This window comes from Sphingobium fuliginis, from assembly GCF_015074805.1.
GTDB classification, from domain to species: domain Bacteria; phylum Pseudomonadota; class Alphaproteobacteria; order Sphingomonadales; family Sphingomonadaceae; genus Sphingobium; species Sphingobium fuliginis.
This window is the reverse complement of sequence record NZ_CP060036.1, coordinates 1,057,481-1,078,692: the sequence shown is the minus strand read 5'-3', so window position 1 is coordinate 1,078,692 and position 21,212 is coordinate 1,057,481. Positions and strand designations below refer to the sequence as shown.

The following is a 21,212-nucleotide window of genomic DNA, read 5'->3' as shown; positions in this document are numbered from 1 at the left end:
CCTGTCAGAAATTATATTTCGCCGCGACGTCGAACCGGTCGACATGGCCGTTGAGATCGTTGACGAGCCGGCGCTCGCCATGCCGGTACTCGATGCCGAGATCGACGTTCTTCACCGGGGAATAGAAGAGGTTGCCGGCGACGCTCCACGCCTGGCGATTGAACATCGCTATGCCCGAAGTCGTCGCCGGATCGAGATCGTCGGCGTAGAAGATGCGCTGATAGCTGGCGATCAGGTTGACGCGCCATTGGTCGTCCAGCGCATAGCGGCCCGCGCCGAACAATGCGAGGTTGCGGACGCGGGCAAGTTCCCCATTGGCCTGGAGGACCGCGTCCGGGCCGAAGTTCAGGCCGAGATAGCGGCCGATCCCTTCGCCATAGCTTGCCTGGAACCGGATGTCGCTGCCATGCCTGTCGTCCAGGAAGATCTTGCCGGCGGCGCTGATGCCCCATCCCAGGCGGGAATCGACGATATGGGCTGCGCCCGTTTTCGCATTGTCGACGCGCAACTGGCGGCCCAGCACCGCAAGGTCGAGGAAACCGAACCCGCCCGCATATTCCAGCCGCCCGGTTATGTCGGGCGCATGGTCCTCGCCATTTTCGACGAGGGCGGGTGCGCCGGCGGTGGCGGAAGCCGTTTCCGGATTTTCCGCCGCCAGATGGAAGGCGAGGCCGTGGCCCAGCGGAAGGCTGTAGCGCACCATCGGCTGGCGCACGAAGATCAGGCCGTCCACGCCCCCGACATAGTCGGTGCTCTCCGGGAAGATCGCGGGGTTGGAGAAATTGGTGAAATCCTGCCCGAAGGTCCAGCGATCGAGCTGGATGAAGGCGCGCCGCATGGCGAGGTCATAGGCGTTGGTCGTGCGCTGCGTGCCCTGGCCCAGCGCCTGGGGCGTGCCGGGCGCGGCCTGGAAGTCGAATTCGATATAGGCCTTCAGCGCATGCTTGCCGAGCTTGGTCGTGGCATCCACCCAGAAGCGCGTCTGCTTGGCCGAGAAATCGGTGACATGGGTGGGGGAAGTCGGGGAGGCGGGATTGAAGACGGGAATGGACTGCGGCAGATAGAGGTCGCGCCCCAGCGTGTTGCTCGGATCGTCGCCGCCGCTGTAGCGGGCGCTGCTCGCGAGCAGCTTCACATAGCCGGACAGGACGACATTGCTATTGCCAGAGCGGAAGCCAAGCCTGGGCGTGCCGTCCGCCAGTCGGCTCATCTGCGCCGAAGCCTCCTGGCTCTTGCGGGTGGCGTCGGCGGCGGCGGCGCGGGTTTCGTCCTGCTGGCTGCGCGCGGCGGCGAGTTCCGTCCGGAGCTGGGTGATCTCGCTCTCCATCCGTTCCAGACGCGCGGCGAGATCCGCCTCCTTCATGGTCTGCGCGCCGGCCAACTGGGGCGCGGCGAGCGCGCTCGCCCCCAGCAGCACGCGCAATAATGGCCTGTTCGGCTTTGGCATCGACCTCTCCAGGATCCGGCTTGTGTTCCGGCTATGGTCAGGATCGCGCATGCCGCCGTGGCGCGACAGCCGAACCATGGTCGGACATGTTCGACCTTCGTCGGGGGTCCGATGTGCGCCTGCGGCAATTAGGATGCCGCCCACGGATCGGTAGCGATCAAGGAAAGGAGTGCGAGACTATGGACCAGGGCATTTACCCCGTTCCCAACCACTGGGCGAACGAAGCGCTGGTCGACGCCGCGCGATACCGGCAGATGTATGCGCGCTCGATCACCGATCCGGATGGCTTCTGGGCGGAGGAGGCGCAGCGCCTGGACTGGATGCGTCCTTTCAGCCAGGTGAAGGCGACCAGTTTTTCGGCGGAGGATTTCGGCATAAGCTGGTTCGCTGACGGCACGCTCAACCTGTCCGCCAATTGCCTCGACCGCCATCTGGCGGAGCGTGGCGACGCCATCGCGATCCTCTGGGAGCCCGACGATCCGGCAGAGCCCGAACGGCGCATCAGCTATCGCGCGCTGCATGAGGCGGTATGCCGCTTCGCCAATCTGCTGAAGGCGCGGGGCGTCAGGCGGGGCGACCGCGTCACCCTCTATCTTCCCATGGTGCCGGAGGCGGCGGTCGCGATGCTGGCCTGCGCGCGGATCGGCGCGATCCACTCGATCGTCTTCGCCGGCTTCTCGCCCGAAGCGCTTGCCGGCCGCATCGAGGATTGCGCGAGCCGCATCGTCGTCACCGCCGACGAGGGCCTGCGCGGCGGCAGGAAGGTTCCGCTGAAGGCGAATGTCGACGCCGCCCTCGCCCATTGCGCGGATGTCGATACCGTCATCGTGCTGCGCCGCACCGGCGCCGATGTGGCGATGGTCGGGGGGCGCGACATCGACTGGGCCACGGCGGTGGAAGCCCAGCCCGCGGAGTGCGAGCCGGAGGAGATGGGCGCGGAAGACCCGCTCTTCATCCTCTATACCTCCGGTTCGACGGGCAAGCCGAAGGGCGTGCTGCACACGACCGGCGGCTATGCCGTCTGGGCGGCGATGACGCACCAATATGTGTTCGATTATCGCCCCGGCCAGATCTACTGGTGCGCCGCCGACATCGGCTGGGTCACGGGCCACAGCTATGTCGTCTATGGGCCGCTGATGAACGGCGCGACGACCGTGATGTTCGAGGGCGTGCCCAATTTCCCGGATGCATCCCGCTTCTGGCAGGTGGTGGACAAGTTCGGCGTGGAGATTTTCTACGGCGCCCCCACCGCCCTGCGCGCGCTGATGCGCGAGGGCGACGAATGGGTGCGCAAGACCAGCCGCAAGTCCCTGCGGCTGCTGGGCAGCGTCGGTGAACCGATCAATCCGGAGGCGTGGGAATGGTATCATCAGGTCGTGGGTGAAGGGCGTTGTCCCATCGTCGACACCTGGTGGCAGACCGAGACCGGCGGCGCGATGATCAGCCCGCTGCCCGGCGCTGTCGCGCTCAAGCCGGGCTCAGCGACGTTGCCGATGTTCGGGGTCAGGCCCGAACTGGTCGATGGCGACGGGCGGCTGATCGAGGGGGCGGGCGAAGGCTGCCTCGTCCTCGCGGATAGCTGGCCGGGGCAGATGCGCACCGTCTGGGGCGATCATGACCGCTTTTTCCAGACCTATTTCACGACCTTTCCGGGGCGCTATTTCACCGGCGACGGATGCCGGCGCGACGAGGACGGCTATTATTGGATCACCGGCCGCATCGACGATGTCATCAACGTTTCCGGCCACCGCATGGGCACGGCGGAGATCGAGAGCGCGCTCGTCGCCCATCCCAAGGTTGCCGAGGCCGCCGTCGTCGGCATGCCGCACGACCTCAAGGGGCAGGGCATCTACGCCTATGTCACCACCAATGCCGATGTCGAGCCGGACGACGCCCTGCGCGGCGAGCTGATACGCTGGGTACGCAGCGAAATAGGCCCCATCGCATCGCCGGACGTGGTGCAGTTCGCCCCCGGCCTGCCCAAGACCCGTTCGGGCAAGATCATGCGGCGCATATTGCGGAAGATCGCGGAAAACGACGTTTCCAACCTGGGCGACACGTCGACGCTTGCCGATCCCACCGTGGTCGATAATCTGCTGGCGAACAGACCACGGTTGGAAGAGGCGCAATAGAAACGATTCTCATCGCGGACGACCACCCGCTTTTCCGTCAGGCGCTGGCGGTGGCGGTGATGAAGGTCGCTCCGCGGGCCAGCATCATCGAAGCGGGGACGCTCGCCGGCGCCGTTCAGGCGGCGAGCGGGGCCACGGGCCTGCGCCTCATCCTGCTCGACCTGAAGATGCCGGGCGCGGTCGGCTATTCGGGCATAGCGCTGTTGCATGCGGAACAGCCGGACGTGCCGATCCTGGTGGTTTCAAGCGCGGACGGGGCCAAGGCGGCGGAGGAAGCCCAGGCGCTGGGCGCCGTCGGCTTCCTCTCCAAGGATAGCGACCTGCCCGCGATCGAGGCGGCGATCGCGCGGGCGTTGGGCGGCCACCGGCTCCCGCCCGCTCCGCCGCGACCCGAGGATGCGGTCCAGAAGGAGATCGCATCCCTGACGCCGACCCAGTTGAAGGTCCTGCTGGAGGTGCTGAACGGCAAGCTGAACAAGCAGATCGCGCACGACCTCATGGTGACCGAAGCGACGGTGAAGGCGCATATGACCGCGATCATGCGCAAGCTGGATGTGCAGAACCGCACGCAGGCGGCACTGGTCGCGCGCTCGCTGGGGCTCGATCTCAACCACTGACGCGGGCCAGGAAGGCCGAGATCGCCTCCGGCGCCGCAGGCTTGGCGATGAAGGCGATGTCGAGCATGGCGGCGCGGGTGGCGAGGCTCGCATCGTCCTCCGCCGTGACCAGCGCGGCGGGCAATCCCGGATGCTCCCGCCGCAGCGCCGCGATCAGGGCAAGGCCGTCCTCTTGCGTCCCAAGCTGGAAGTCGACCAGCGCGGCGTCGGCTGCGGACGCGAGCTTTCGGGCGGTCCTGCCTTCGGCGGCGGCCAGCGGCCGATGGCCGAGGCTGGCCAGCAGCGCCTCGGTCGCGGCTACGATCATCGGATCGTCATCGACCACCAGCACGGCCAGACCCCTCGCCGCCGGAAGGGGGGCCTGCGCCCCCGGTGCCGGTGCCGGCGCGGCTGGCCCGGTTGCGGCAGGCATCAGCAGGCTGAACCGGCTGCCCTTTCCGGGCACGGACCGCACCTCGATCCGCCCGCCGAGCAGCCGGACGATGCGGCGTGCAAGGGCGAGGCCAAGGCCGAGTCCCTCGACGTCCAGCGCGCCGAGCCGGGTGAATTCTCCGAAGATCGTCCCGATCTGGTCGGCGGCGATGCCGACGCCGCTATCGACGACGTCGATCCGGATCATCGAACCCCTGCGCCGGACGCCCAGTAATATCCCGCCCTGCTGCGTGTAGCGCAGGGCGTTGGAGACGAAATTCTGGAGGACCGAGCGGAGCAGTCCCGGGTCGGTATCGAGATGGCCGGAAAGGGGACCGGTCAGCAGGCGCAGCCCCTTCTCCTTCGCCATCGGCGCGAATCCTTCAGCAAGGCTGGTGAGAAACGGCGTAAGGTCGATCGGCTCCGGGCTGGGCTCGACACCGCCGGCATCGAGCTTGCTGATGTCGAGGAGAGCGCGAAGCAGCCCTTCCGCCGCCATGATCGCGCTGTCGATGCGTTCGGCAAGGATGTGCGGCGTTCCTTCCACCTCGCGTTGCAGGGCGGCGGTGAACAGCCGCGCGGCGTGGAGCGGCTGAAGCAGGTCGTGGCTGGCGGCGGCGAGGAATCGGGTCTTGTCCTTCGTCGCCTCGGCCAGGCGCAAATTGGTCTCGTTGAGTTCGCGTGTGCGGTCGGCGACGCGGGTTTCCAGTTCCCCCAATGTGCGGCCCAGCTCGTCGCGGATGCGTGCATCCTCGGTGATGTCGATGAAGCTGGTGACATAGCCGCCGCCGGGCATCGGCCCGCCGATGGTCTTGATGACGCGGCCGTCTTTTCGCCGCCGCTCGAAACTGTGGGGCAGGCCGCGGCGCATGTGCCGCAGGCGTTTCCTGACGTGGAACTCTATGTCCTCGTCGCCGAAATCGCCCAGCCGCCCATTATGGCGGATCAGTTCTGCGATCGGCACGCCCACCCGCAGGAAGCCGGGAGGAAAGTCGAACAGGTCGAGATATTGGCTGTTCCATGCGATCAGGTTCATGTCGGCGTCGACCACGCTGATGCCGGCATCGATATGCTCGAAGGTCGCGGCGAGCAGTTCGCGGGAGAAGCGCAGCGACTGGCCGCGCTCGCCCAGCAGCCGGGTAACGTCGGAAAGGCTCATCTGCCCCCCGGCCAGTGCCGAGGCGACCAGCGCGCGGGCGGAGGAAGCGCCGACGACGCGCGCGATGAGCGTGCGGGCGCGCTGCGCCGACCGCCTGTCGATGGGCGTGCCCCGCATGGCCGCCGGAAATTCGCGGGCAGCCTCCTCTTCACCAATGAAGCTGGCGGTGAGCTGCGCCAGTTCGGCCAGGTCGGTGATCGGGCGCTGGCTGCCCAAGCGGGGCAGGACGGGCGCCTTCACCTTGCGCGCGGCGACCAGGCCGAAGACCAGAAGGTTCGCGCCCAGGCTCCACGCCACGCCATGCACCAGCGGCGAGGCGGCGCCGATGCCGAAGAGGCGCAGGGGATCGGCGGCGCTTCCCTCCAGCGCATCCAGCCAGGCGGGCGGCAATATGGGCGGCAGGGCGAGGGTGTAGAACCAGATGACAAGGCCGACGGCAAGGCTTGCCCGCGCCGCCAGCGCATCGCGACCCGGCGCATAGGTGGCCAGGATCAGGTGCGGCGTGAACTGCGCCATGGCGGCGAAGGCGACAAGGCCGATCGAGGCGAGCGACTGTTCGGCCGAAACCAGCAGCGCCCAGGCGAGCGCCGCCGCGATGATGGCGAGGATGGAGAGGCGCCGCACGAGCAGCATGCGCCGGCCGAGCGCCCCGGCGCCCGCTTCCCCGCCATTCTCGCGCGCGAGCAGGGTGGGGAAGAGGAGGTCGTTCGAGACCATGGTCGCGAGCGCGGTCGAATCGACCACGACCATCGACGCCGCCGCCGCGATCCCGCCCAGCAGGGCCAGGGCAAGCACGATGCCCTGTCCGGTCATTCCGGGCAGGGCCAGCATGTAGAGATCGGGTTGGGCGCCGCGCAGCAGGCTTGCGCCGGCCAGCGCGATGGGCAACACCATCAGCGCCATCGCGCCGAGATAGGCGGCCAGTCCCCAGCGCGCGCCGACAAGATCGCCCGTTTCCCGCGCCTCAACCAGGCCCATGTAGAATTGCCGGGGCAGGACGATGACGGTCATGGCGGAGATGAGGAAGATGATGCCGACCTCGATCGACAACCGTTCCGGCCGGAAATTGGCGGACAATATGGCGACGCCGCGGCTGAGGTCCGTCGGGTCCGCCTGTCCCAGCAGGACGAAGGCGAGGACGGCCACCGTGGTCAGCGCGACGATCTTGAGGAGGGATTCGATGCCGATCGCATAGACCAGGCCTTCGCTGCGCCCCGCCAGTTCGAACCGGCGGGCGCCGAACAGCATGGCGAAAAGCGCCAGCAGCCAGGCGGCGGTCAGCATGGTCAGCGTCGCGACGGGGCGGCCCGTCACGATGGAGATCGCGCTGCCGATGGAGCGGAATTGCAGCGCGACATAGGGCACTGTTCCCAGCAAGGCGATGACCGTAACCAGACGGGCCACGACCACATCGTGACCGAAACGCGCGGCGATGAAGTCGGACACGGTGGTTGCCTGTTCCTCCGCCACCGCCTCGGCCAGCCTGCGCAGGAAACGGGGCGCGACGATCAGCAGGCAGATCGGCGCGAGATAGATGGGGAGGTAATGCCAGCCGTCGCGTACGGCGCTCCCGACCGCGCCGTAGAAGGTCCAGCTTGAGCAATAGACGCCCAGCGCCAGCGCATAGGCGCCGTGGCGCACGTCATAACGGCCGAGCGCAAGGCCGCCGCGCCTTTCGACGATGGTGGCGATCCCGAACAGCAGCAGGACGATCGCGAGCGCGAGAAGGGCCGCCGAAAGCAGACTCATGGCCCATCTCTACTGGCTCGACGACGCCGGAACAATGCGCCGAAGAGGTCGTATTTCCGCCGGTGCGCGGAGCGCCCGGTTCCGGCAATTCCGCCTTATCGGTCGCTGATATTGGAGCCCGTCGCCTGATTATCCGCGCCCGGCGCGTTGGGCGGCACCTCGCCAGATCCGCTGGTCGGCAGCGGTCCTGCGGCGCCATTGCCCGGCGCATCGTCCGCGCGGTTGATGGCCGATCCGTTGACTGCATTCCGGTCGGACGGGGTCTCGCCCGAACAGGCCCCGGCAAGCAGGCTGCCTGCGATCAAAAGCATACGGACCATCCTTTCCTCCTCTCTTGGCATGCGCACCAGCGTCCCGCGAGCCGATCACCGACCTGCGCCTCATCAAACGCGACCGGGCGCCGGGCGATCCTGTCCCATCGATGACGCAGGTTAGGGCGCGGTCGGGTTTCGGGCCCTGCTCCAGGTCTTGGTCTTACCGCCGCCGCAATTGGACGACCGCTTCGTCCAGGGCGGACAGGAAGCGGGACCGGTCGGCCTTCGCGAACGGCGCTGGTCCGCCGACGCCGTCCGCCAGGATGCCGGCGCGCAAGTCCGCCTTGATCGCCCGTACCGCCACGGCATTGCCGATGGAGGCAAGGGTGAAGGGCTTGCCCGTGGGCGCGATCACTGCACCGCATCCAGCCTTCAGGCATCGGTCGGCCAGCAGGATGTCCGCGGTGATGATGATCGAGCCGGCGTCCACATGCCCGGCGATCCAATCATCCGCCGCATCGAAGCCCTCGCCCACAACGATGCGGGAGACGAGCGGATGCGCCGGCACCCTGATGGGACTGTTGCTGACGACGATGACCGGCACGCCATGGCGCCAGGCGACCTTGTAGGTCTCCTCCTTCACCGGGCAGGCGTCGGCATCGATAAGGATGTTGGGCGTTTTGGTCTGGGACATGGCTGCCGCTCCATGCACCGCCTGATGGGCGCCGCGCAAGGCGGGATGAATGCGTGATCTAATCCGCCGGGCGCATCGGTTCGCCCTCCGGCGGCATGGCGCCCGTGGGGGGTCGCGACGCCGGATCGGGCGCGTCGATGCTTGAATGGATCATCAGGCCGACGATGACGACAATGCTCAACAGGATCGCCGTCAGCAGCAGGCCCATGCCAAGCCTTCTGCGTCGCCCGCTCATCGCCTGTCTTTGGCGCGGGGCTCGGGCCGCGCCGGCAGTTCATCCAGCTTCGCGAGCAGGTCCTTGAAGAGGTCGTCATCCTGTATGGGAAAGTGCCGCCGGAATCCTTGACCGAGAAGCTCAAGGTCTTTCGCTGTCAGCAGGCCAATGGAAACGATCTGGTCCGGCACGGCATCCTCCTTATCGCTGGGAACTGCGGCGGAGCCCGCAAGTGCCAAGGATTCCACCTGCGACATGAAATCTCTCCCGCTCCCCCGGCAGCAAGCCGGGGGAGCGGGCATTCCCCTTTCAGGAGATGGCCGCCATTTCCTCCTGTCCCGGCGCAGCCGACCCGACCCGCCGGCCGAAGCGGGCATAGAGCGTCGGCAACAGGAACAGGGTCAGCAAGGTTGCGGAAACAAGGCCGCCGATGACCACGGTGGCGAGCGGCTTTTGCACCTCCGCCCCGGGGCCGGTCGCCAGCGCCATCGGCACGAAGCCGAGCGAGGCGACCAGCGCCGTCATGACCACCGGCCTCAGCCGCGCCCGGGCGCCTTCACAGGCTGCCTTGCCGCGATCCATGCCGCGCGCCATCAGGTCCTGGATCGACGTCACCATGACCAGCCCATTGAGCACGGCGATGCCGGACAGGGCGATGAAGCCCACCGCGGCCGAGATCGAGAAAGGCATGCCGCGCAGCGCCAGCGCCAGAACGCCGCCGACCAGCGCGAGAGGGATGCCGGTGAAGACGATCACGGCGTCCCGCACGCTGCCGAGCGCCCCGTAGAGCAGCAGGAGAATGAGCGCGAAGCAGGCCGGTACGACCAGCAGCAGCCGTTCCCGCGCCGATGCCAGATTTTCGAACTGGCCGCCCCATTGGAGATAGGTGCCGGCGGGCAGCCGCACGTCCCGCGCGATCCCCGCCCGTACATCCGCGACGACGCCGGACACGGCGCGCCCGCGCACATTGGCCTGCACGACGATGCGGCGCTTGCCGTTTTCGCGGCTGATCTGGTTCGGGCCGTCGACCAGCGCGATCCGGGCGACGCTTGCCAGCGGCACGAAGGCACCCGCCGGAGTGGGCACCGGCACCTGGCCCAGCGTCTCCAGATCGGTTCGCGCCTCCTCGCCCAGCCGGATCGTGACGGCAAAGCGCCTGTCGCCCTCGAAGATCATGCCCGCGTCGCGCCCGCCCACCGCGGCGGCCAATATGTCCTGCAACACCCGCGCGCTGATGCCCAGCCGCGCCATCGCATCGCGATTGGGTTGCACGTCGAGAATGGGGAGGTCTTCGGTCTGTTCCACCCGCACGTCGGTGGCGCCCGGGGTCCGCCGCAGCACGGCGGCGATGCGATCCGCCGTGCCGCTCATCTGGTCGACATCGTCGCCGAAGACCTTGATGGCGATGTCGCCGCGCACCCCCGCGATCAGCTCGTTGAAGCGCATCTGGATCGGTTGGGTGATGTCATAGGCGTTGCCCGGCAGCTTCGCGAGCCGCTGCTCCAGCCGTTCGACCAGATCCGCCTTGGCGAGGCGGGGGTCGGGCCATTGCGCGCGGGGCTTCAGGATGACGAAGGTGTCGGTCGCATTGGGCGGCATGGGGTCCGAAGCAAGCTCGGCCGTGCCCGTCTTGGAAAAGACGAAGCGGACTTCGGGCTCGCCCGCGACGACGCGTTCGACCGCGAACTGCATGGCCTGGCTCTGGTCGACCGAAGTGCCCGGAACGCGGACCGCCTGGACGAGTATGTCGCCCTCGTCGAGCTGGGGCAGGAATTCCTGCCCCAGCATCGAAAAGCCGGCGATGGCCGCCAGAAATGCCGCGACCCCGATTCCGATCGTCCGGCTGGGCCGGCGCATCGCCGCTTCCAGCCCCGGCCGATAGCGTGCGTTCAGCCAGGACATGATCCGCCCCTCCTTCTCCTCGACCGGCTTCGACAGCAGCAGGGCCAACATGGCCGGAACGAAGGTCAGCGAGAGGATGAAGGCGAAGCCGAGCGCGAGGATGACCGTCATCGCCATCGGCGTGAAGGTCTTGCCCTCCACCCCGTCCAGCGTGAGGAGCGGGACATAGACGAGGATGATGATCGCCTGGCCGTAGACGGACGGGCCTATCATCTCGCGCGCGGCCAAGGCTACGGCCGACAGCCTTTCTTCAGGGTTCAGCGTCCGGCCACTGTCATGCTGGTGCTCGGCGATCCGGCGCAGGGCATTTTCCACGATGATGACGGCCCCGTCGACAATGAGCCCGAAGTCGAGCGCGCCCAGGCTCATGAGATTGGCCGAGACACCGCCGCGCAGCATGCCGAAACTGGTGAGCAGCATGGTGATGGGGATGACCAGCGCGGCGATCAGCGCGGCTCTGAAATTGCCGAGCAGGGCGAACAGCACGACGATGACGAGCAGCGCGCCTTCGGACAGGTTCTTCGCCACCGTGCCGATCGTCGCGTTGACCAGCGCGGTGCGATCCAGCACGGGCTCTACGATGACGTCGGTTGGCAATGAGGCATTGATCTCGTCCAGTCGCCCGGCGACGGCGGAGGCAACGGCCCGGCTGTTTTCCCCGATCCGCATGACCGCGGTGCCGACGACGACCTCCCGTCCGTTCTCGGATGCGGACCCCATCCGCAGCGCCTGGCCGGTCCGCACCGTCGCGACCTGATGGAGCAGGATGGGAACGCCTTCCCGCGTCGCGATGACCGTTCGGCTGAGATCGTCGGCGTTGCGGATGCGGGCATCCGACCGCACCGTCAGCCCTTCGCCGTTGCGGTCGATGACGCCCGCGCCGACGGCGCTGTTATTCTCCTCCAATGCGGTCGCCAGATCGTTGAGGCTCAGGTTCAGCGCCGCGAGCCGCTGGACATCGGGCGCGACCTGATATTGCTTCACATGGCCGCCGATGGAATCGATGCCGGCGATGCCTGGCGTGTTCTTGAGCAGCGGGGCGACGATCCAGTCCTGCACCGTGCGCAGATAGGTCGCCTGATCGGACTGGCCGACCAGCCGCTCGCCCTCCGGCGTGATATAGCTGCCGTCGGGCTGGATGCCGGGTTCGCCGGGCGAGTGTCGATCATCCTTGCGATGGGCCAGATGGACCGTCCACATATAGACTTCGCCAAGGCCGGTGGCGATCGGGCCCATTTCAGCCGTGACGCCGTCCGGCAGGCTATCCTCCGCGCTGCGCAGCCGTTCGGCAACCTGGGCGCGGCCGAAATAGATGTCGGTGGAATCGGTGAAGACCGCCGTCACCTGGGCGAAGCCATTGCGGCTCAGCGATCTTGTATATTCCAGCCCCGGCACCCCCGCCAGCGCGGTCTCTATCGGGAAGGCGACCTGCTTTTCGACCAGTTCGGGCGACAGCGCGGGCGCGCGGATATTCACCTGCACCTGGTTGTTGGTGATGTCGGGAACCGCGTCGATGGGCAGGCGGCTGAGCGCCCAGCCGCCGATCGCGGCCGCGATGAGGGTGACGAGCAGCACGAACCAGCGCCGCTCGACCGAAAAGGTCACGATACGCCCGATCATGGTTCAATCCTCATGCGTGGCTTCGCTCTTCCCGAGCTCGGCCTTGAGAGTGAAGCTGTTGGCGACGGCGATCTGCTCGCGCCCGGTCAGGCCCGACAGGATCGTGACCGCGTCGCCGCCTGGCCGGCCTGTAGTGACCGGCACGGCCCTGAACCCCTGGGCTGTGCGGACGAAGACCGAGGGCCGCCCTTCGACCGTCTGGACCGCGCCGGACGGCACCGTCATGCCGCCCGATTCGCCCGTCACCGCGATGGCGGCGGTGACGGGTTCGCCGATACGCCACTGGCCGCCGCGATTGTCGATAATGGCCAGCACGGGGACGAGGCGCGTGCTCTCATCGAGCACCGGAGAGACGAAGCCGATGCGTGCGCTGGTCCTGCGGCCCGGCGCGGTGATGTCCACCCGCGCGCCCGGCCGGACGCGGCTCGCATCGCCAGGGGAAAGCGACAGGCGGACCGCCAGTTTAGAGAGATTGGCGACGCGATAGAGTTCGGCATCCTCGGCGACCATCTGCCCCAGCGTCACGGTGCGGGTGATGACCTGGCCACCGATCGGTGCGGCGATGCCCAGCCGGTTGAGCCCACCGCCCCCGCCCCCTGACGCCGCAATCCGCTGCCGGGCGAGGCGCAGCGCGATCCCGGCCTCCGTCGCGGCGGTGCGTGCCGCGACCAGATCCTGTTCGGGCGAAACCCGTTCGGCAAACAGGCGCTGTTCCCGCCGCAAATTGGATTGGGCGAGCGCCAGCCGCGCCTGCGCCGCTTCGGCCTCCGCCTTGAGCGAGGCGATCTCGCGGCTTTCGATCACCGCCAGCATGTCGCCCTTGCGCACCCATTCGCCCAGATTGCGGCTGAGGGCCACGATGCGCCCGCCGATCGCGGCGGAAACCACCTGCGTCCCCTGCGGATCGCCCTCTATGGTGGCGGGCAGGGTGATGGCGCCCGCCCCACCCGGGGTGGGCCGGGCGAGTTCGATGCCCGCGGCGGCGATCTGCTGCGCGGTGAGGCGGATCAGCCCTTCCCCGCCGGCATGCGCCTCCCCTTCGGCATGGCTTTCTTCGGCAGGCTGGTTTCCGCAGGCGGCGACCGTGAATGTCAGGATTGCGGCCATGACGGTCCGCTGGAGGAGGTTCATCGATCGTCTCCCTGATCCGGCGCGCGAGCGGTCAATCGCTCCAGCTGCGCTCGTGCATTGTGATAGGCGAGCAGCGCCTCTATGGCGGCTGCCTTCGTTTCGGTGAGCGTGCGTTCGGCATCGAGCAGGTCGAGCTGACTGAACTTGCCCTCGCGATAGCCGATGCGGGCGATGCGGGCGGCTTCCTCAGCGGCCGCAAGGGCGGGTCCGGTCGCCGTCTCCGCGCCGATGGCGGCGTTCGCGGCCTCGGCCTGCGCCTGGGCTATCGCCTGGGCGACCTCCTGCGCGGTGGCTCGCCGCTGGGCTTCGGCGCGACGCTGCTCCGCCAGGGCCTGCCCGACCGCCGCCTTGCCGCCGTTGAGGAAGGGGAGGGGCAGCGACAGGCTGAAAAGCGCTGCGCTGTCGTTGGTCGCTTCCAGTCGGCGGACGCCCGCGCCCACCGTCAGATCGGGAATGCGCTGGGTTCGGGCAAGCCGCACCTGCGCGCTGCTCGCCGCCAGATCGGCGTTGGCGGCGGCAAGCGCCAGCGTCTCTGTCAGCTCCAGGGGCTGCAACGGGCCGGGGGCTGTGCCGATGCGGTCGAACCAGCCTGCGTCGAGAGCGCCGGGGATCGCCTGCCCGATTCGCTGGGCCAGGATGAAGCGGGCCGTTTCCGCCGACCGTTCCATCCGCACGAGAGCGGCCTGCGCATTGATCCTGGCCAGCTCGGCGCGCTGCACCTCCATGGGCGAGGCGCGGCCGGCACGCAGGCGGACATGAGCGGCATGCAAGCCTTCCCCGGCAATCCGAAGCTGGTCGCGCGCATTCGCCAGCCGCCGCTCCGACGCCGCGGCCTCCGCATAGGCCCGCGTCACCGCGAACCGCAGGTCGACCCGCGCAACCGCCTGTTCGATGAAGGCGCGATCGCGCTGGGCGGCCGCGATGGCAAGCCGGGCCGATCGCTTTCCGCCCAGTTCCAGCGGGAGGGCCAGCGAAGTCGTGGCCTCCAGGCTTTTCGTGTCCGAATAGAGGCCGGTGCCGGCCACATTCTCGGCTTCGACGGTGAGGATGGGGTTCGGCCGCAGACCGGCCGCTGCCTGCGCGGCCCTGGCTGCATCGACGCCGGCCCCCGCCGCGTCCAGCGAAGGGGCAGTGGCGCTGGCGAGATCGAGCGCCTGCTCAAGCGTCAGGCCGGGCGGTGCTTCGGCCGTCGGCGCGGACTTCGCCTGCGCGGCGGATAGGGGTGAGGTGGCGGCAAGCAACGCCGCCAGCAAACGGTTCATGTTCGGAAACTCCTGACAACGGATGACCGCCTGCGCGATGCGCAGGCCGGGCGGCAGTGGTCAGGCGATCGGCGGTCTCAACTCGCTCCGCGGAGGTGCGGCGCCATGGATGGTGGGCGTCCAACGCAGCTTCACCATCCGATGGACCGGACCGGACGTGATTTCCGACATGGCGACAGCGGCCGCGACATGATGCCCATGGCATCCCCCATGTTGGTGAGGATAGGCGCGGTCGGTATCGCCGGACGTCTGTCCCGCATCGCCGCCGTCATGCGTTTCGGCAGCCGCTGGTCCTTCTGCGTCGATGCAATCGATCGGCTCCATCGCATGCGCGACCGATGCCGTCGTAAAGGACAGCGCCAGCGCGAGACAGGCGAATAGGGCGAGCAGCCGGTTCATGCGCCTGCCTTTAACGAGCATTTTCGGGCTGGTTGCAAGGGGAGAACGCTACCCCGCAGCGCGTTTTTCGGCATGGCGATGGATATTCGAGCGACGATTCCGCCATGCGGGCGCCTCATTTCCTGGAGGAAGCGGCTATGTTTTGACGGCTACTGCCTCGTTGAAGCGGAGCGCGGGACGCGAAGCACCGTCAACCGGTGCGGGGGTGAGGCTTGTCGGCCTGAGGCTTATGATCAGGGGTCTCCGTCAGGCATGTTGTTCCTCCAGCGCACGCGTTTGCAGGCGATCTGCCGCTGGCCTGCCTATACGCCTGCTATCGTCCAGAAGGTTCGACAGGACTGACAGGGAAGGGGAGCGATGGTCCGGCTTCCGGACATGCCGGCCTGCGGTCATGGCATCCTCCTGCAGCGGGCTGAGCCGGAGCATGTCCCTGATGCGGTCCGCCAGTTGCCGGGCGCGTTGTGAGGGCTTGGAGGAAAGGGCAACCTCGTAGGAGATGGCTGGCAGGGCCGGCAGCAAGCCGGTGAAGCCGGGTGTCGAATTGTCCGCGAAGAAGCGCGAATGCGCCGTTATCTCGATGCCGCAGGCCACCGCCGCACGAAGCGAGGCAAGTTTGGAGGATTAAACGACGACTTTGAACCGTCGACCCGCCTTGTGAGCGTGGAGAAGATCTTCTCCCGATAGAGGCATGGCTCCTCCTGAACCATCCTATGTCCTCTCGCAACAGGCGCCGAACGCCAAGCTGGTCCGTTGTCCCGAGACCGGGCATGGCTTCCTGTTCCAGGAAATCGAGGACTTCGTTGCCGAAAGCGATCGCTTCCTGGCCTAGGCGGATGGAGCGGCGGCACCGGCTTCCGCCTGTGGAAGCACGACCCATGTGGCAGTCCGGGGCGGTTCGCCCCTCGGGAATCGCCTAGCCCCGCCGCCATTTGTCACGCTCGGCAAAGACGCGGGCGACTTCCTCCATATGTTCCGCGCCCCAATTGGACAGGGGCGCCAGGGCATCGGCCAGGCTGCGGCCCAGTGCGGTCAGCGAGTAATCGACCCGGGGCGGCACTTCCCTATAGTCCGTCCGGACGACGATGCCGTCGCTCTCCAGTTCCTTGAGCTGCTGGATGAGCACCTTGTCGCTCACGCCGCGCACGGCCCGCTTCAGTTCGCCATAGCGATTGGGCGCTTCCAGCAGGAAGTAGATGATCAACGGCTTCCACTTGCCGGCGATCACCTTGAGGGTGGCGTCCAGGCCGCAGGAGAAGCCCGGCATGCAGGATGGTTGCTCGGACATATTTTTGATACTTACCAAAAGGTGCATACTTGTCCATAGGAATGTGCCTCGCCAGCTACGCATCACCTGAACAAGGAGACGCGAAGATGAAGAGATTGAATGGCAAGACGGCGGTGGTGACGGGCGGCGCAAGCGGCATCGGTTTCGCCACGGCGCAGCGTTTCGTGGAGGAGGGCGCTTTCGTTTTCCTCTTCGGACGTCGGCAGGAAGCGCTTGATGCGGCCGTCGCCCGGCTTGGCGGGAACGCGGTCGCCGTGCAGGGATCGGTGACGAGCCCTGAGGATCTCGACCGGCTGTTCGCCGCGGTGGAAGCGCGGCGGGGCCAGCTCGACATCGTGGTGGCCAATGCAGGCACCGGCGAGTTGGTGCCTTTGGGCGAAATCACCCCGGAACATTATGACCGCACGTTCGACGTCAATGTGAAGGGCGCGATCTTCACGGTGCAGAAGGCCTTGCCACTGATGCGGGATGGCGGCGCGATCATATTGACCGGCTCGACCACCGGAGAAATGGGAACGCCCAGCTTCAGTGTCTACAGCGCTTCCAAGGCCGCCGTCCGCAATCTGGTAAGGAGCTGGGCGCTGGACCTCAAGGGCACCGGCATTCGCGTGAACGTGCTCTCGCCCGGGCCGACGCTCACCGATCTGGCGCTCGACGTCGTCGGCAGGGAGGCTTTCGAGGCATTGGGTGAAGCAACGCCCCTCGGGCGCCTGGGCGATCCGTCGGAGATTGCGGCCGCCGCGGCGTTCCTCGCGTCGGGAGACAGCAGCTTCATGACCGGCGGCGAGCTGTTCGTCGACGGCGGCCTGGCGCAGATATGAGCGGGCGCCGGGCGTCATCGGGGTCTTGACAGGAACAGGCGCCGACCCCCCCCCGGGGGGGCCGGCGCCGTCCGGCAAGCGGGCCTTTCAGATCTGCACTTGCCCGCCGTCCACGAAAAGTTCGATCCCGTTGATGAAGCTCGCCTCGTCGGAGGCGAGGAACAACACCGCCCTGGCGATTTCCTCCGGCTGTCCGACGCGGCCGGCCGGGATCAGTCCCGCGAGATATTCCTTGGTTCCTTCCGCCTGTTCGCCGCCGCCGAACAGTTCATTGAGGCCGGCGGTCTCGGTCACGCCGGGGCTGACCGCGTTCACGCGGATGCGGCGGTCCTTCAGGTCCAATATCCAGTTGCGGGCGAAATTGCGCACGGCGGCCTTGGTGGCTGAATAGACGCTCAGCGCCGGCGTGCCCGCCACGCTGGTGGTGGAGGCCGTCAGGACGATGGATGCGCCGTCCTTCAGCAAGGGCAAGGCCTTCTGCACGGTGAACAGCGCGCCCTTCACATTGGTGTCGAAGGTCCGCTGATAATGGTCCTCGCTGATCGCGCCCAGCGGGGCGAACTCGCCGCCGCCCGCATTGGCGAAGAGGACGTCGATCTGTGCATGGTCCTGCTGTACCGCGTCGTAGAGCCGGTCGATGTCGGCCAGGTCCGCCATGTCGCCGCGAACCCCCGTCACCCTGCCGCCGATGGACCGGACCGCCGCATCGAGCGCATCCTGACGGCGGCCGGTGATGAACACCGATGCGCCTTCCCCGGCAAAGGCCTTCGCCGTGGCCAGCCCGATGCCGCTCGTGCCGCCCGTGATCACCACCACCTTGTTGTCGAACTTGTCCGTCATCGTCTGTCTCCTTGAGCATTTCGGCAGGATCGCCTTTGCCCGATGGAGATAGATTCGGGACGATAAGGCTTGTAGTCGGCAGAAATGGCACTTAGCGTTCCTTAAGAGGAACGATGATGAAGATTGATCTCAATGACTATGCCTATTTCGCGCAGGTTGTGGCCCATGGCGGTTTCGCGGCGGCCGGCCGCGCCCTGCGCGAACCCAAGTCGAAACTGTCCCGCCGCATCGCCGGTCTGGAGGAGCGTCTGGGGCTTCGGCTGATCGAGCGGTCCAGCCGCCGCTTCCGCGTCACTGACACAGGCCAGTCCTTTTATGAGCGATGCCGCACCATCCTGGCCGAAGTGGAACAGGCCGAAGCACTGGTCATGCAGGCGCAGGCCGAACCCCATGGCCGGGTTCGCTTCAGTTGCCCTAACGGCCTCGTCGAAATCGTCTCGGACCTGGTTCCCGCTTTTCTCCGGCGCTATCCCGGGGTCCGCCTTCAAATCGTCGCGACCGACCGGGCCGTGGACCTGATCGAGGAACGCATCGACGTCGCCCTGCGGGTGCGCACGACGCTGACGGGCGATGCGGCCCTCACCATGCGTTCATTGGGGAAATCGACGCGCATTCTGGTGGGCAGCCGGCAATGGGCGAGCCGCCTTGCCGATATTGCCGGACTGGCCGATCTGCCCTGCCTGGGTACGAGCGATGCCGGCGATGAAAGCGAATGGCATCTGGAAACCGACGACGGGCGTTCGCATTCCATCCGCTTTGCGCCCCGGCTGGGTTGCGAAGACATGCTGGCGGTGCGGAAGGCCGCGGTGGAGGGCCTGGGGATCGCCCTGCTTCCCGACCATATCTGCAATGCCGCGCTGGCGGAGGGGCAGCTTGTGCATATCCTTCCCGCATGGCGCGGCGTGCAAGGGATCGTGCATCTGGTCTTCACGACCCGGCGCGGCCTGCCCCCGGCGGTCAGGGCCTGGATCGACCATCTCGCCGCCGGTTTCCCGCGGGGGATGCTGGCCGCGCAACCGTGATCGCCCTGGCGTTCCGGCTGTTTCCGCCCCGGCGATCCCGCCGCAGAAAATCCCCGCCCCGGCGAGCGGGGCGGGGACCGGTGCGACCCGATTCCTTCGTGACCGCTGGCGCACTAACTTTCCCTGCATCATGCGCAAACAACATGGATTAGGCGGTCCGGCGTCCTCGGCCCTCATGTCGGATTTTTACAATCCGAATCGGGTGGATTGCGCAAGAGCAGCCCTGCGACCCGAAGGGCTTTCATGCCTTTCTCCTTGGCTCGGCGGCTTCGGCTGCCGGGCCAGTTTTTTGGGAGTGCCGGCCCCCTGTCGGTGGTCATGGGGGCATGGGAAAGGGGCGGGCGCTTCCATGACCCATGGTGCGCGCCCGGCTTCCCTCATCGCCGTCTTTGGGTCGCCCGCTCCTTCAAAGGGCACGGTCCTGCGCTAAAGAAATCTAATAGGTCCCCCAGCATTGCTTGTGAGACTAATCTCTACCATTAAAATAGATAATGGCCATTCCATGCCGGAAGGATGAGTATGAAGCCGTTACGTGCCCTGATAGATTCCTGGCTTCGCTTGCGCGATGCCGCCCGCCGCGAATTTCTGCGTGATCCGAATATGATCCTCTTCGAGCGCGCACCGCAGCAGGAAAGCGCCGGTGGTCGCTGAGGGCTGGTCGCGGCGTGGTTTTCTGGCGGCGGGCGCGGCGTCCGGCCTTTTGCTGGCCGGCTGTGGCGCCGGGCGCGACAGGCCCCGGCTGCGCGCCGCGATCGTCGGCAAGGGCGAGACCGACATGCGGTTGCTGTTCAAGGCCGCTGGCATCCCCCGGCAGGATTTCGACATCCACTATAGCGAGTTCCAGTCGGGACATCTGGTGGTGGAGGCGTTGAACGGCGGGTCGCTGGATTATGGAGGAATGAGCGAGATTCCGCCGATCTTCGCGGCCGCCTCTACGATCCAGAGCTTCCGTCAGATCGCCGTCCTTCACGGCGACGTCAATAATCAGGCGGTTCTGGTGCCCAAGGGATCAAAGGCGCGTTCCATAGCCGACCTGAGGGGCAAGCGCGTCGGTTATGTGCGGGCAACCACCTCGCAATATTTCCTGATCCGGATGCTGGAGGAAGCGGGTCTTGGCTGGGGCGACATCACGCCCGTGGCCATGGGCGTTGCCGACGGCGCGGCGGCCTTTTCCCAAGGCGCGCTGGACGCCTGGGCGATCTATGGCTTTCCGATCCAGCGGGCCATCGCGACCGAGGGTGCGCGGATATTGCGCACCGCTTACGGCATCCTGTCGGGCAACTATCTCGTATGCGCCCATGCCGATGCGCTGGCCGACGCGGAAATGTCCCAGATCATCCGCCAATATCTGGCGCTGGTGCAGCAGGCCTATGGCTGGGCCGTGGCCAATGAAGCCGAATGGGCGGGCATCGTCGCCAGGGACATCGGCGTTCCGCGCGATTATGTGGTGGACCAGTTCCGCCGCAAGAGCGACAGTTACGAACTGCGCCCCGTCACCGATGCGGCCATCGCCTCGCAGCAGCAGGTGGCGGACCTTTTCCTCGCGCAGAAGCTGCTGCCCAAGCCGGTCGATGTCCGACCGCTCTGGGACGCGAGATTTAACGATTCCATACCGAAAAGAGGCTGAAAATCATGGTCCGCCACCCACCCGCCGCCTCAGGCCGCCGGGTGGGAAAGGCCGATCGCGCTCGCCATTCCGGCAGGACGCCAGGGAAGCCGGTGGTCATGCATGAAAAGCAGTAAGGCCGCGACACGGTCGTAAGGCTTCGCGTCGGCATCTCGGCCATTATGCTCCCGCCAAAGCCCGCCACCGCTGCTGCCGGGCACTGGAACATGCAGGCTCTCCGCCAGTTGGCTCCTTTTACGGCTGACAGGAGAGATCCATGATTCCCCAACATATTCCCGACGGCAAGGATCAGGTTGACGGGACTGGCGCGTCCGTGGACGACCTGCCCGCAGCGGGTGGTCGAGACCCGCATGGGGCTGTCGGCAGCGGCTCACATCTCACCCCGGACCGCAAGCCTGACATCAGCACCCCACCCGCAGCGGGCACTGACAATCGGGGCAAGCGGCCGAAGGAGGGCGTTGGCGAAGTCGAAGGCAGCGGTGCAGGCGCGGGCGGCGGCGGGAATCCCGAGGATTTCGACAGCGACACCGCCGGAGGCGGCGCGGCGCAGTAACGGGCCCGCCGCGCCTTGCGTCTGTGCGAAGACATGCCGGATGGCCTGGTCGCGGTCTGACGCAACATATATG

General features: G+C 67.0%; 19 protein-coding genes. 7 read left to right on the top strand and 12 right to left on the bottom strand.

The features are described from left to right. Window positions 1–4: 4 nt before the first annotated feature. On the bottom strand, window positions 5–1,447 hold the full coding sequence (locus tag H5V43_RS20880) for a DcaP family trimeric outer membrane transporter (protein ID WP_025550014.1): 1,443 nt from the start codon (window positions 1,445–1,447) through the stop codon (window positions 5–7). Window positions 1,448–1,626: 179 nt separating this feature from the next. Between H5V43_RS20880 and acs the strand changes: the two genes are divergently transcribed. Both acs and H5V43_RS20870 read left to right on the top strand, forming a co-directional pair. Next, complete coding sequence (gene acs, locus H5V43_RS20875) at window positions 1,627–3,579, top strand: acetate--CoA ligase (protein WP_099186592.1); 1,953 nt, start codon at window positions 1,627–1,629, stop codon at window positions 3,577–3,579. A 59-nt stretch (window positions 3,580–3,638) separates the two neighbouring features. Then, window positions 3,639–4,196 (top strand): LuxR C-terminal-related transcriptional regulator, encoded by a 558-nt coding sequence (locus H5V43_RS20870; RefSeq protein ID WP_229742670.1) that lies wholly within the window; start codon window positions 3,639–3,641, stop codon window positions 4,194–4,196. Here the strand turns inward: H5V43_RS20870 and H5V43_RS20865 are convergent. The 9 genes from H5V43_RS20865 to H5V43_RS20825 form a co-directional block, all read right to left on the bottom strand. Beyond that, a complete protein-coding gene (locus H5V43_RS20865) occupies window positions 4,186–7,515 on the bottom strand; it encodes a PAS-domain containing protein (protein WP_044661064.1) in 3,330 nt (1,109 codons plus the stop codon). The two genes, H5V43_RS20870 and H5V43_RS20865, sit on opposite strands and share 11 nt — an antisense overlap. A gap of 95 nt (window positions 7,516–7,610) precedes the next feature. Then, window positions 7,611–7,835: a hypothetical protein gene (locus H5V43_RS20860; protein WP_229742647.1), complete on the bottom strand. Its 225-nt coding sequence runs from the start codon at window positions 7,833–7,835 to the stop codon at window positions 7,611–7,613. Window positions 7,836–7,989: 154 nt separating this feature from the next. Next, entirely contained in the window at window positions 7,990–8,463 is a 474-nt protein-coding gene (locus H5V43_RS20855; RefSeq protein WP_025549458.1) for a YaiI/YqxD family protein, read from the bottom strand. A 58-nt stretch (window positions 8,464–8,521) separates the two neighbouring features. Further along, entirely contained in the window at window positions 8,522–8,671 is a 150-nt protein-coding gene (locus H5V43_RS20850; RefSeq protein WP_165363373.1) for a hypothetical protein, read from the bottom strand. Between the two features lie 23 nt (window positions 8,672–8,694). Then, window positions 8,695–8,934: a hypothetical protein gene (locus H5V43_RS20845; RefSeq protein ID WP_025549459.1), complete on the bottom strand. Its 240-nt coding sequence runs from the start codon at window positions 8,932–8,934 to the stop codon at window positions 8,695–8,697. Window positions 8,935–8,986: 52 nt separating this feature from the next. Beyond that, complete coding sequence (locus H5V43_RS20840; RefSeq protein WP_025549460.1) at window positions 8,987–12,199, bottom strand: efflux RND transporter permease subunit; 3,213 nt, start codon at window positions 12,197–12,199, stop codon at window positions 8,987–8,989. Window positions 12,200–12,202: 3 nt separating this feature from the next. Next, window positions 12,203–13,330 carry an efflux RND transporter periplasmic adaptor subunit gene (locus H5V43_RS20835; RefSeq protein WP_025549461.1) on the bottom strand — a complete coding sequence of 376 codons (1,128 nt, stop codon included), beginning with the start codon at window positions 13,328–13,330 and terminating at the stop codon, window positions 12,203–12,205. After that, window positions 13,327–14,592 carry a TolC family protein gene (locus tag H5V43_RS20830; protein WP_025549462.1) on the bottom strand — a complete coding sequence of 422 codons (1,266 nt, stop codon included), beginning with the start codon at window positions 14,590–14,592 and terminating at the stop codon, window positions 13,327–13,329. Before H5V43_RS20830 ends, H5V43_RS20835 begins: the two co-directional genes overlap by 4 nt. Window positions 14,593–14,652: 60 nt before the next feature. Then, on the bottom strand, window positions 14,653–14,991 hold the full coding sequence (locus tag H5V43_RS20825) for a hypothetical protein (RefSeq protein WP_025549463.1): 339 nt from the start codon (window positions 14,989–14,991) through the stop codon (window positions 14,653–14,655). 688 nt (window positions 14,992–15,679) lie between these two features. Here H5V43_RS20825 and H5V43_RS20820 point away from each other — a divergent pair. Beyond that, window positions 15,680–15,820, top strand: coding sequence for a hypothetical protein (locus H5V43_RS20820; protein WP_197565247.1), 141 nt, complete (start codon window positions 15,680–15,682; stop codon window positions 15,818–15,820). An 84-nt stretch (window positions 15,821–15,904) separates the two neighbouring features. On the opposite strand, the gene H5V43_RS20815 is transcribed toward H5V43_RS20820, so the two are convergent. Next, complete coding sequence (locus H5V43_RS20815; protein WP_025549465.1) at window positions 15,905–16,276, bottom strand: winged helix-turn-helix transcriptional regulator; 372 nt, start codon at window positions 16,274–16,276, stop codon at window positions 15,905–15,907. 86 nt (window positions 16,277–16,362) lie between these two features. Between H5V43_RS20815 and H5V43_RS20810 the strand changes: the two genes are divergently transcribed. Beyond that, window positions 16,363–17,097, top strand: a complete 735-nt coding sequence (locus H5V43_RS20810; protein ID WP_025549466.1) for an SDR family NAD(P)-dependent oxidoreductase — start codon at window positions 16,363–16,365, stop codon at window positions 17,095–17,097. A gap of 87 nt (window positions 17,098–17,184) precedes the next feature. Here the strand turns inward: H5V43_RS20810 and H5V43_RS20805 are convergent, their stop codons facing one another. Continuing rightward, window positions 17,185–17,937: an SDR family NAD(P)-dependent oxidoreductase gene (locus H5V43_RS20805; RefSeq protein WP_025549467.1), complete on the bottom strand. Its 753-nt coding sequence runs from the start codon at window positions 17,935–17,937 to the stop codon at window positions 17,185–17,187. A gap of 113 nt (window positions 17,938–18,050) precedes the next feature. Between H5V43_RS20805 and H5V43_RS20800 the strand changes: the two genes are divergently transcribed. The 3 genes from H5V43_RS20800 to H5V43_RS20790 all read left to right on the top strand — a co-directional run bounded on the left by H5V43_RS20800 (window position 18,051) and on the right by H5V43_RS20790 (window position 21,139). Next, complete coding sequence (locus H5V43_RS20800) at window positions 18,051–18,959, top strand: LysR family transcriptional regulator (RefSeq protein WP_244968695.1); 909 nt, start codon at window positions 18,051–18,053, stop codon at window positions 18,957–18,959. 640 nt (window positions 18,960–19,599) lie between these two features. Beyond that, the gene (locus H5V43_RS20795; protein WP_025549469.1) at window positions 19,600–20,586 is read left to right on the top strand and encodes an ABC transporter substrate-binding protein; all 987 of its coding nucleotides are present in this window, start codon (window positions 19,600–19,602) and stop codon (window positions 20,584–20,586) included. Window positions 20,587–20,842: 256 nt separating this feature from the next. Next, window positions 20,843–21,139: a hypothetical protein gene (locus tag H5V43_RS20790; RefSeq protein ID WP_025549470.1), complete on the top strand. Its 297-nt coding sequence runs from the start codon at window positions 20,843–20,845 to the stop codon at window positions 21,137–21,139. Window positions 21,140–21,212: the final 73 nt, after the last annotated feature.

Coding starts and splice junctions, on each gene's coding strand:
- H5V43_RS20880 (WP_025550014.1), bottom strand. CDS start 1,447: ATGCCAAAGCCGAACAGGCCATTATTGCGCGTGCTGCTGGGGGCGAGC.
- acs (WP_099186592.1), top strand. CDS start 1,627: ATGGACCAGGGCATTTACCCCGTTCCCAACCACTGGGCGAACGAAGCG.
- H5V43_RS20870 (WP_229742670.1), top strand. CDS start 3,639: ATGAAGGTCGCTCCGCGGGCCAGCATCATCGAAGCGGGGACGCTCGCC.
- H5V43_RS20865 (WP_044661064.1), bottom strand. CDS start 7,515: ATGAGTCTGCTTTCGGCGGCCCTTCTCGCGCTCGCGATCGTCCTGCTG.
- H5V43_RS20860 (WP_229742647.1), bottom strand. CDS start 7,835: ATGGTCCGTATGCTTTTGATCGCAGGCAGCCTGCTTGCCGGGGCCTGT.
- H5V43_RS20855 (WP_025549458.1), bottom strand. CDS start 8,463: ATGTCCCAGACCAAAACGCCCAACATCCTTATCGATGCCGACGCCTGC.
- H5V43_RS20850 (WP_165363373.1), bottom strand. CDS start 8,671: ATGGGCCTGCTGCTGACGGCGATCCTGTTGAGCATTGTCGTCATCGTC.
- H5V43_RS20845 (WP_025549459.1), bottom strand. CDS start 8,934: ATGTCGCAGGTGGAATCCTTGGCACTTGCGGGCTCCGCCGCAGTTCCC.
- H5V43_RS20840 (WP_025549460.1), bottom strand. CDS start 12,199: ATGATCGGGCGTATCGTGACCTTTTCGGTCGAGCGGCGCTGGTTCGTG.
- H5V43_RS20835 (WP_025549461.1), bottom strand. CDS start 13,330: ATGAACCTCCTCCAGCGGACCGTCATGGCCGCAATCCTGACATTCACG.
- H5V43_RS20830 (WP_025549462.1), bottom strand. CDS start 14,592: ATGAACCGTTTGCTGGCGGCGTTGCTTGCCGCCACCTCACCCCTATCC.
- H5V43_RS20825 (WP_025549463.1), bottom strand. CDS start 14,991: ATGAACCGGCTGCTCGCCCTATTCGCCTGTCTCGCGCTGGCGCTGTCC.
- H5V43_RS20820 (WP_197565247.1), top strand. CDS start 15,680: ATGGCTCCTCCTGAACCATCCTATGTCCTCTCGCAACAGGCGCCGAAC.
- H5V43_RS20815 (WP_025549465.1), bottom strand. CDS start 16,276: ATGTCCGAGCAACCATCCTGCATGCCGGGCTTCTCCTGCGGCCTGGAC.
- H5V43_RS20810 (WP_025549466.1), top strand. CDS start 16,363: ATGAAGAGATTGAATGGCAAGACGGCGGTGGTGACGGGCGGCGCAAGC.
- H5V43_RS20805 (WP_025549467.1), bottom strand. CDS start 17,937: ATGACGGACAAGTTCGACAACAAGGTGGTGGTGATCACGGGCGGCACG.
- H5V43_RS20800 (WP_244968695.1), top strand. CDS start 18,051: ATGATGAAGATTGATCTCAATGACTATGCCTATTTCGCGCAGGTTGTG.
- H5V43_RS20790 (WP_025549470.1), top strand. CDS start 20,843: ATGATTCCCCAACATATTCCCGACGGCAAGGATCAGGTTGACGGGACT.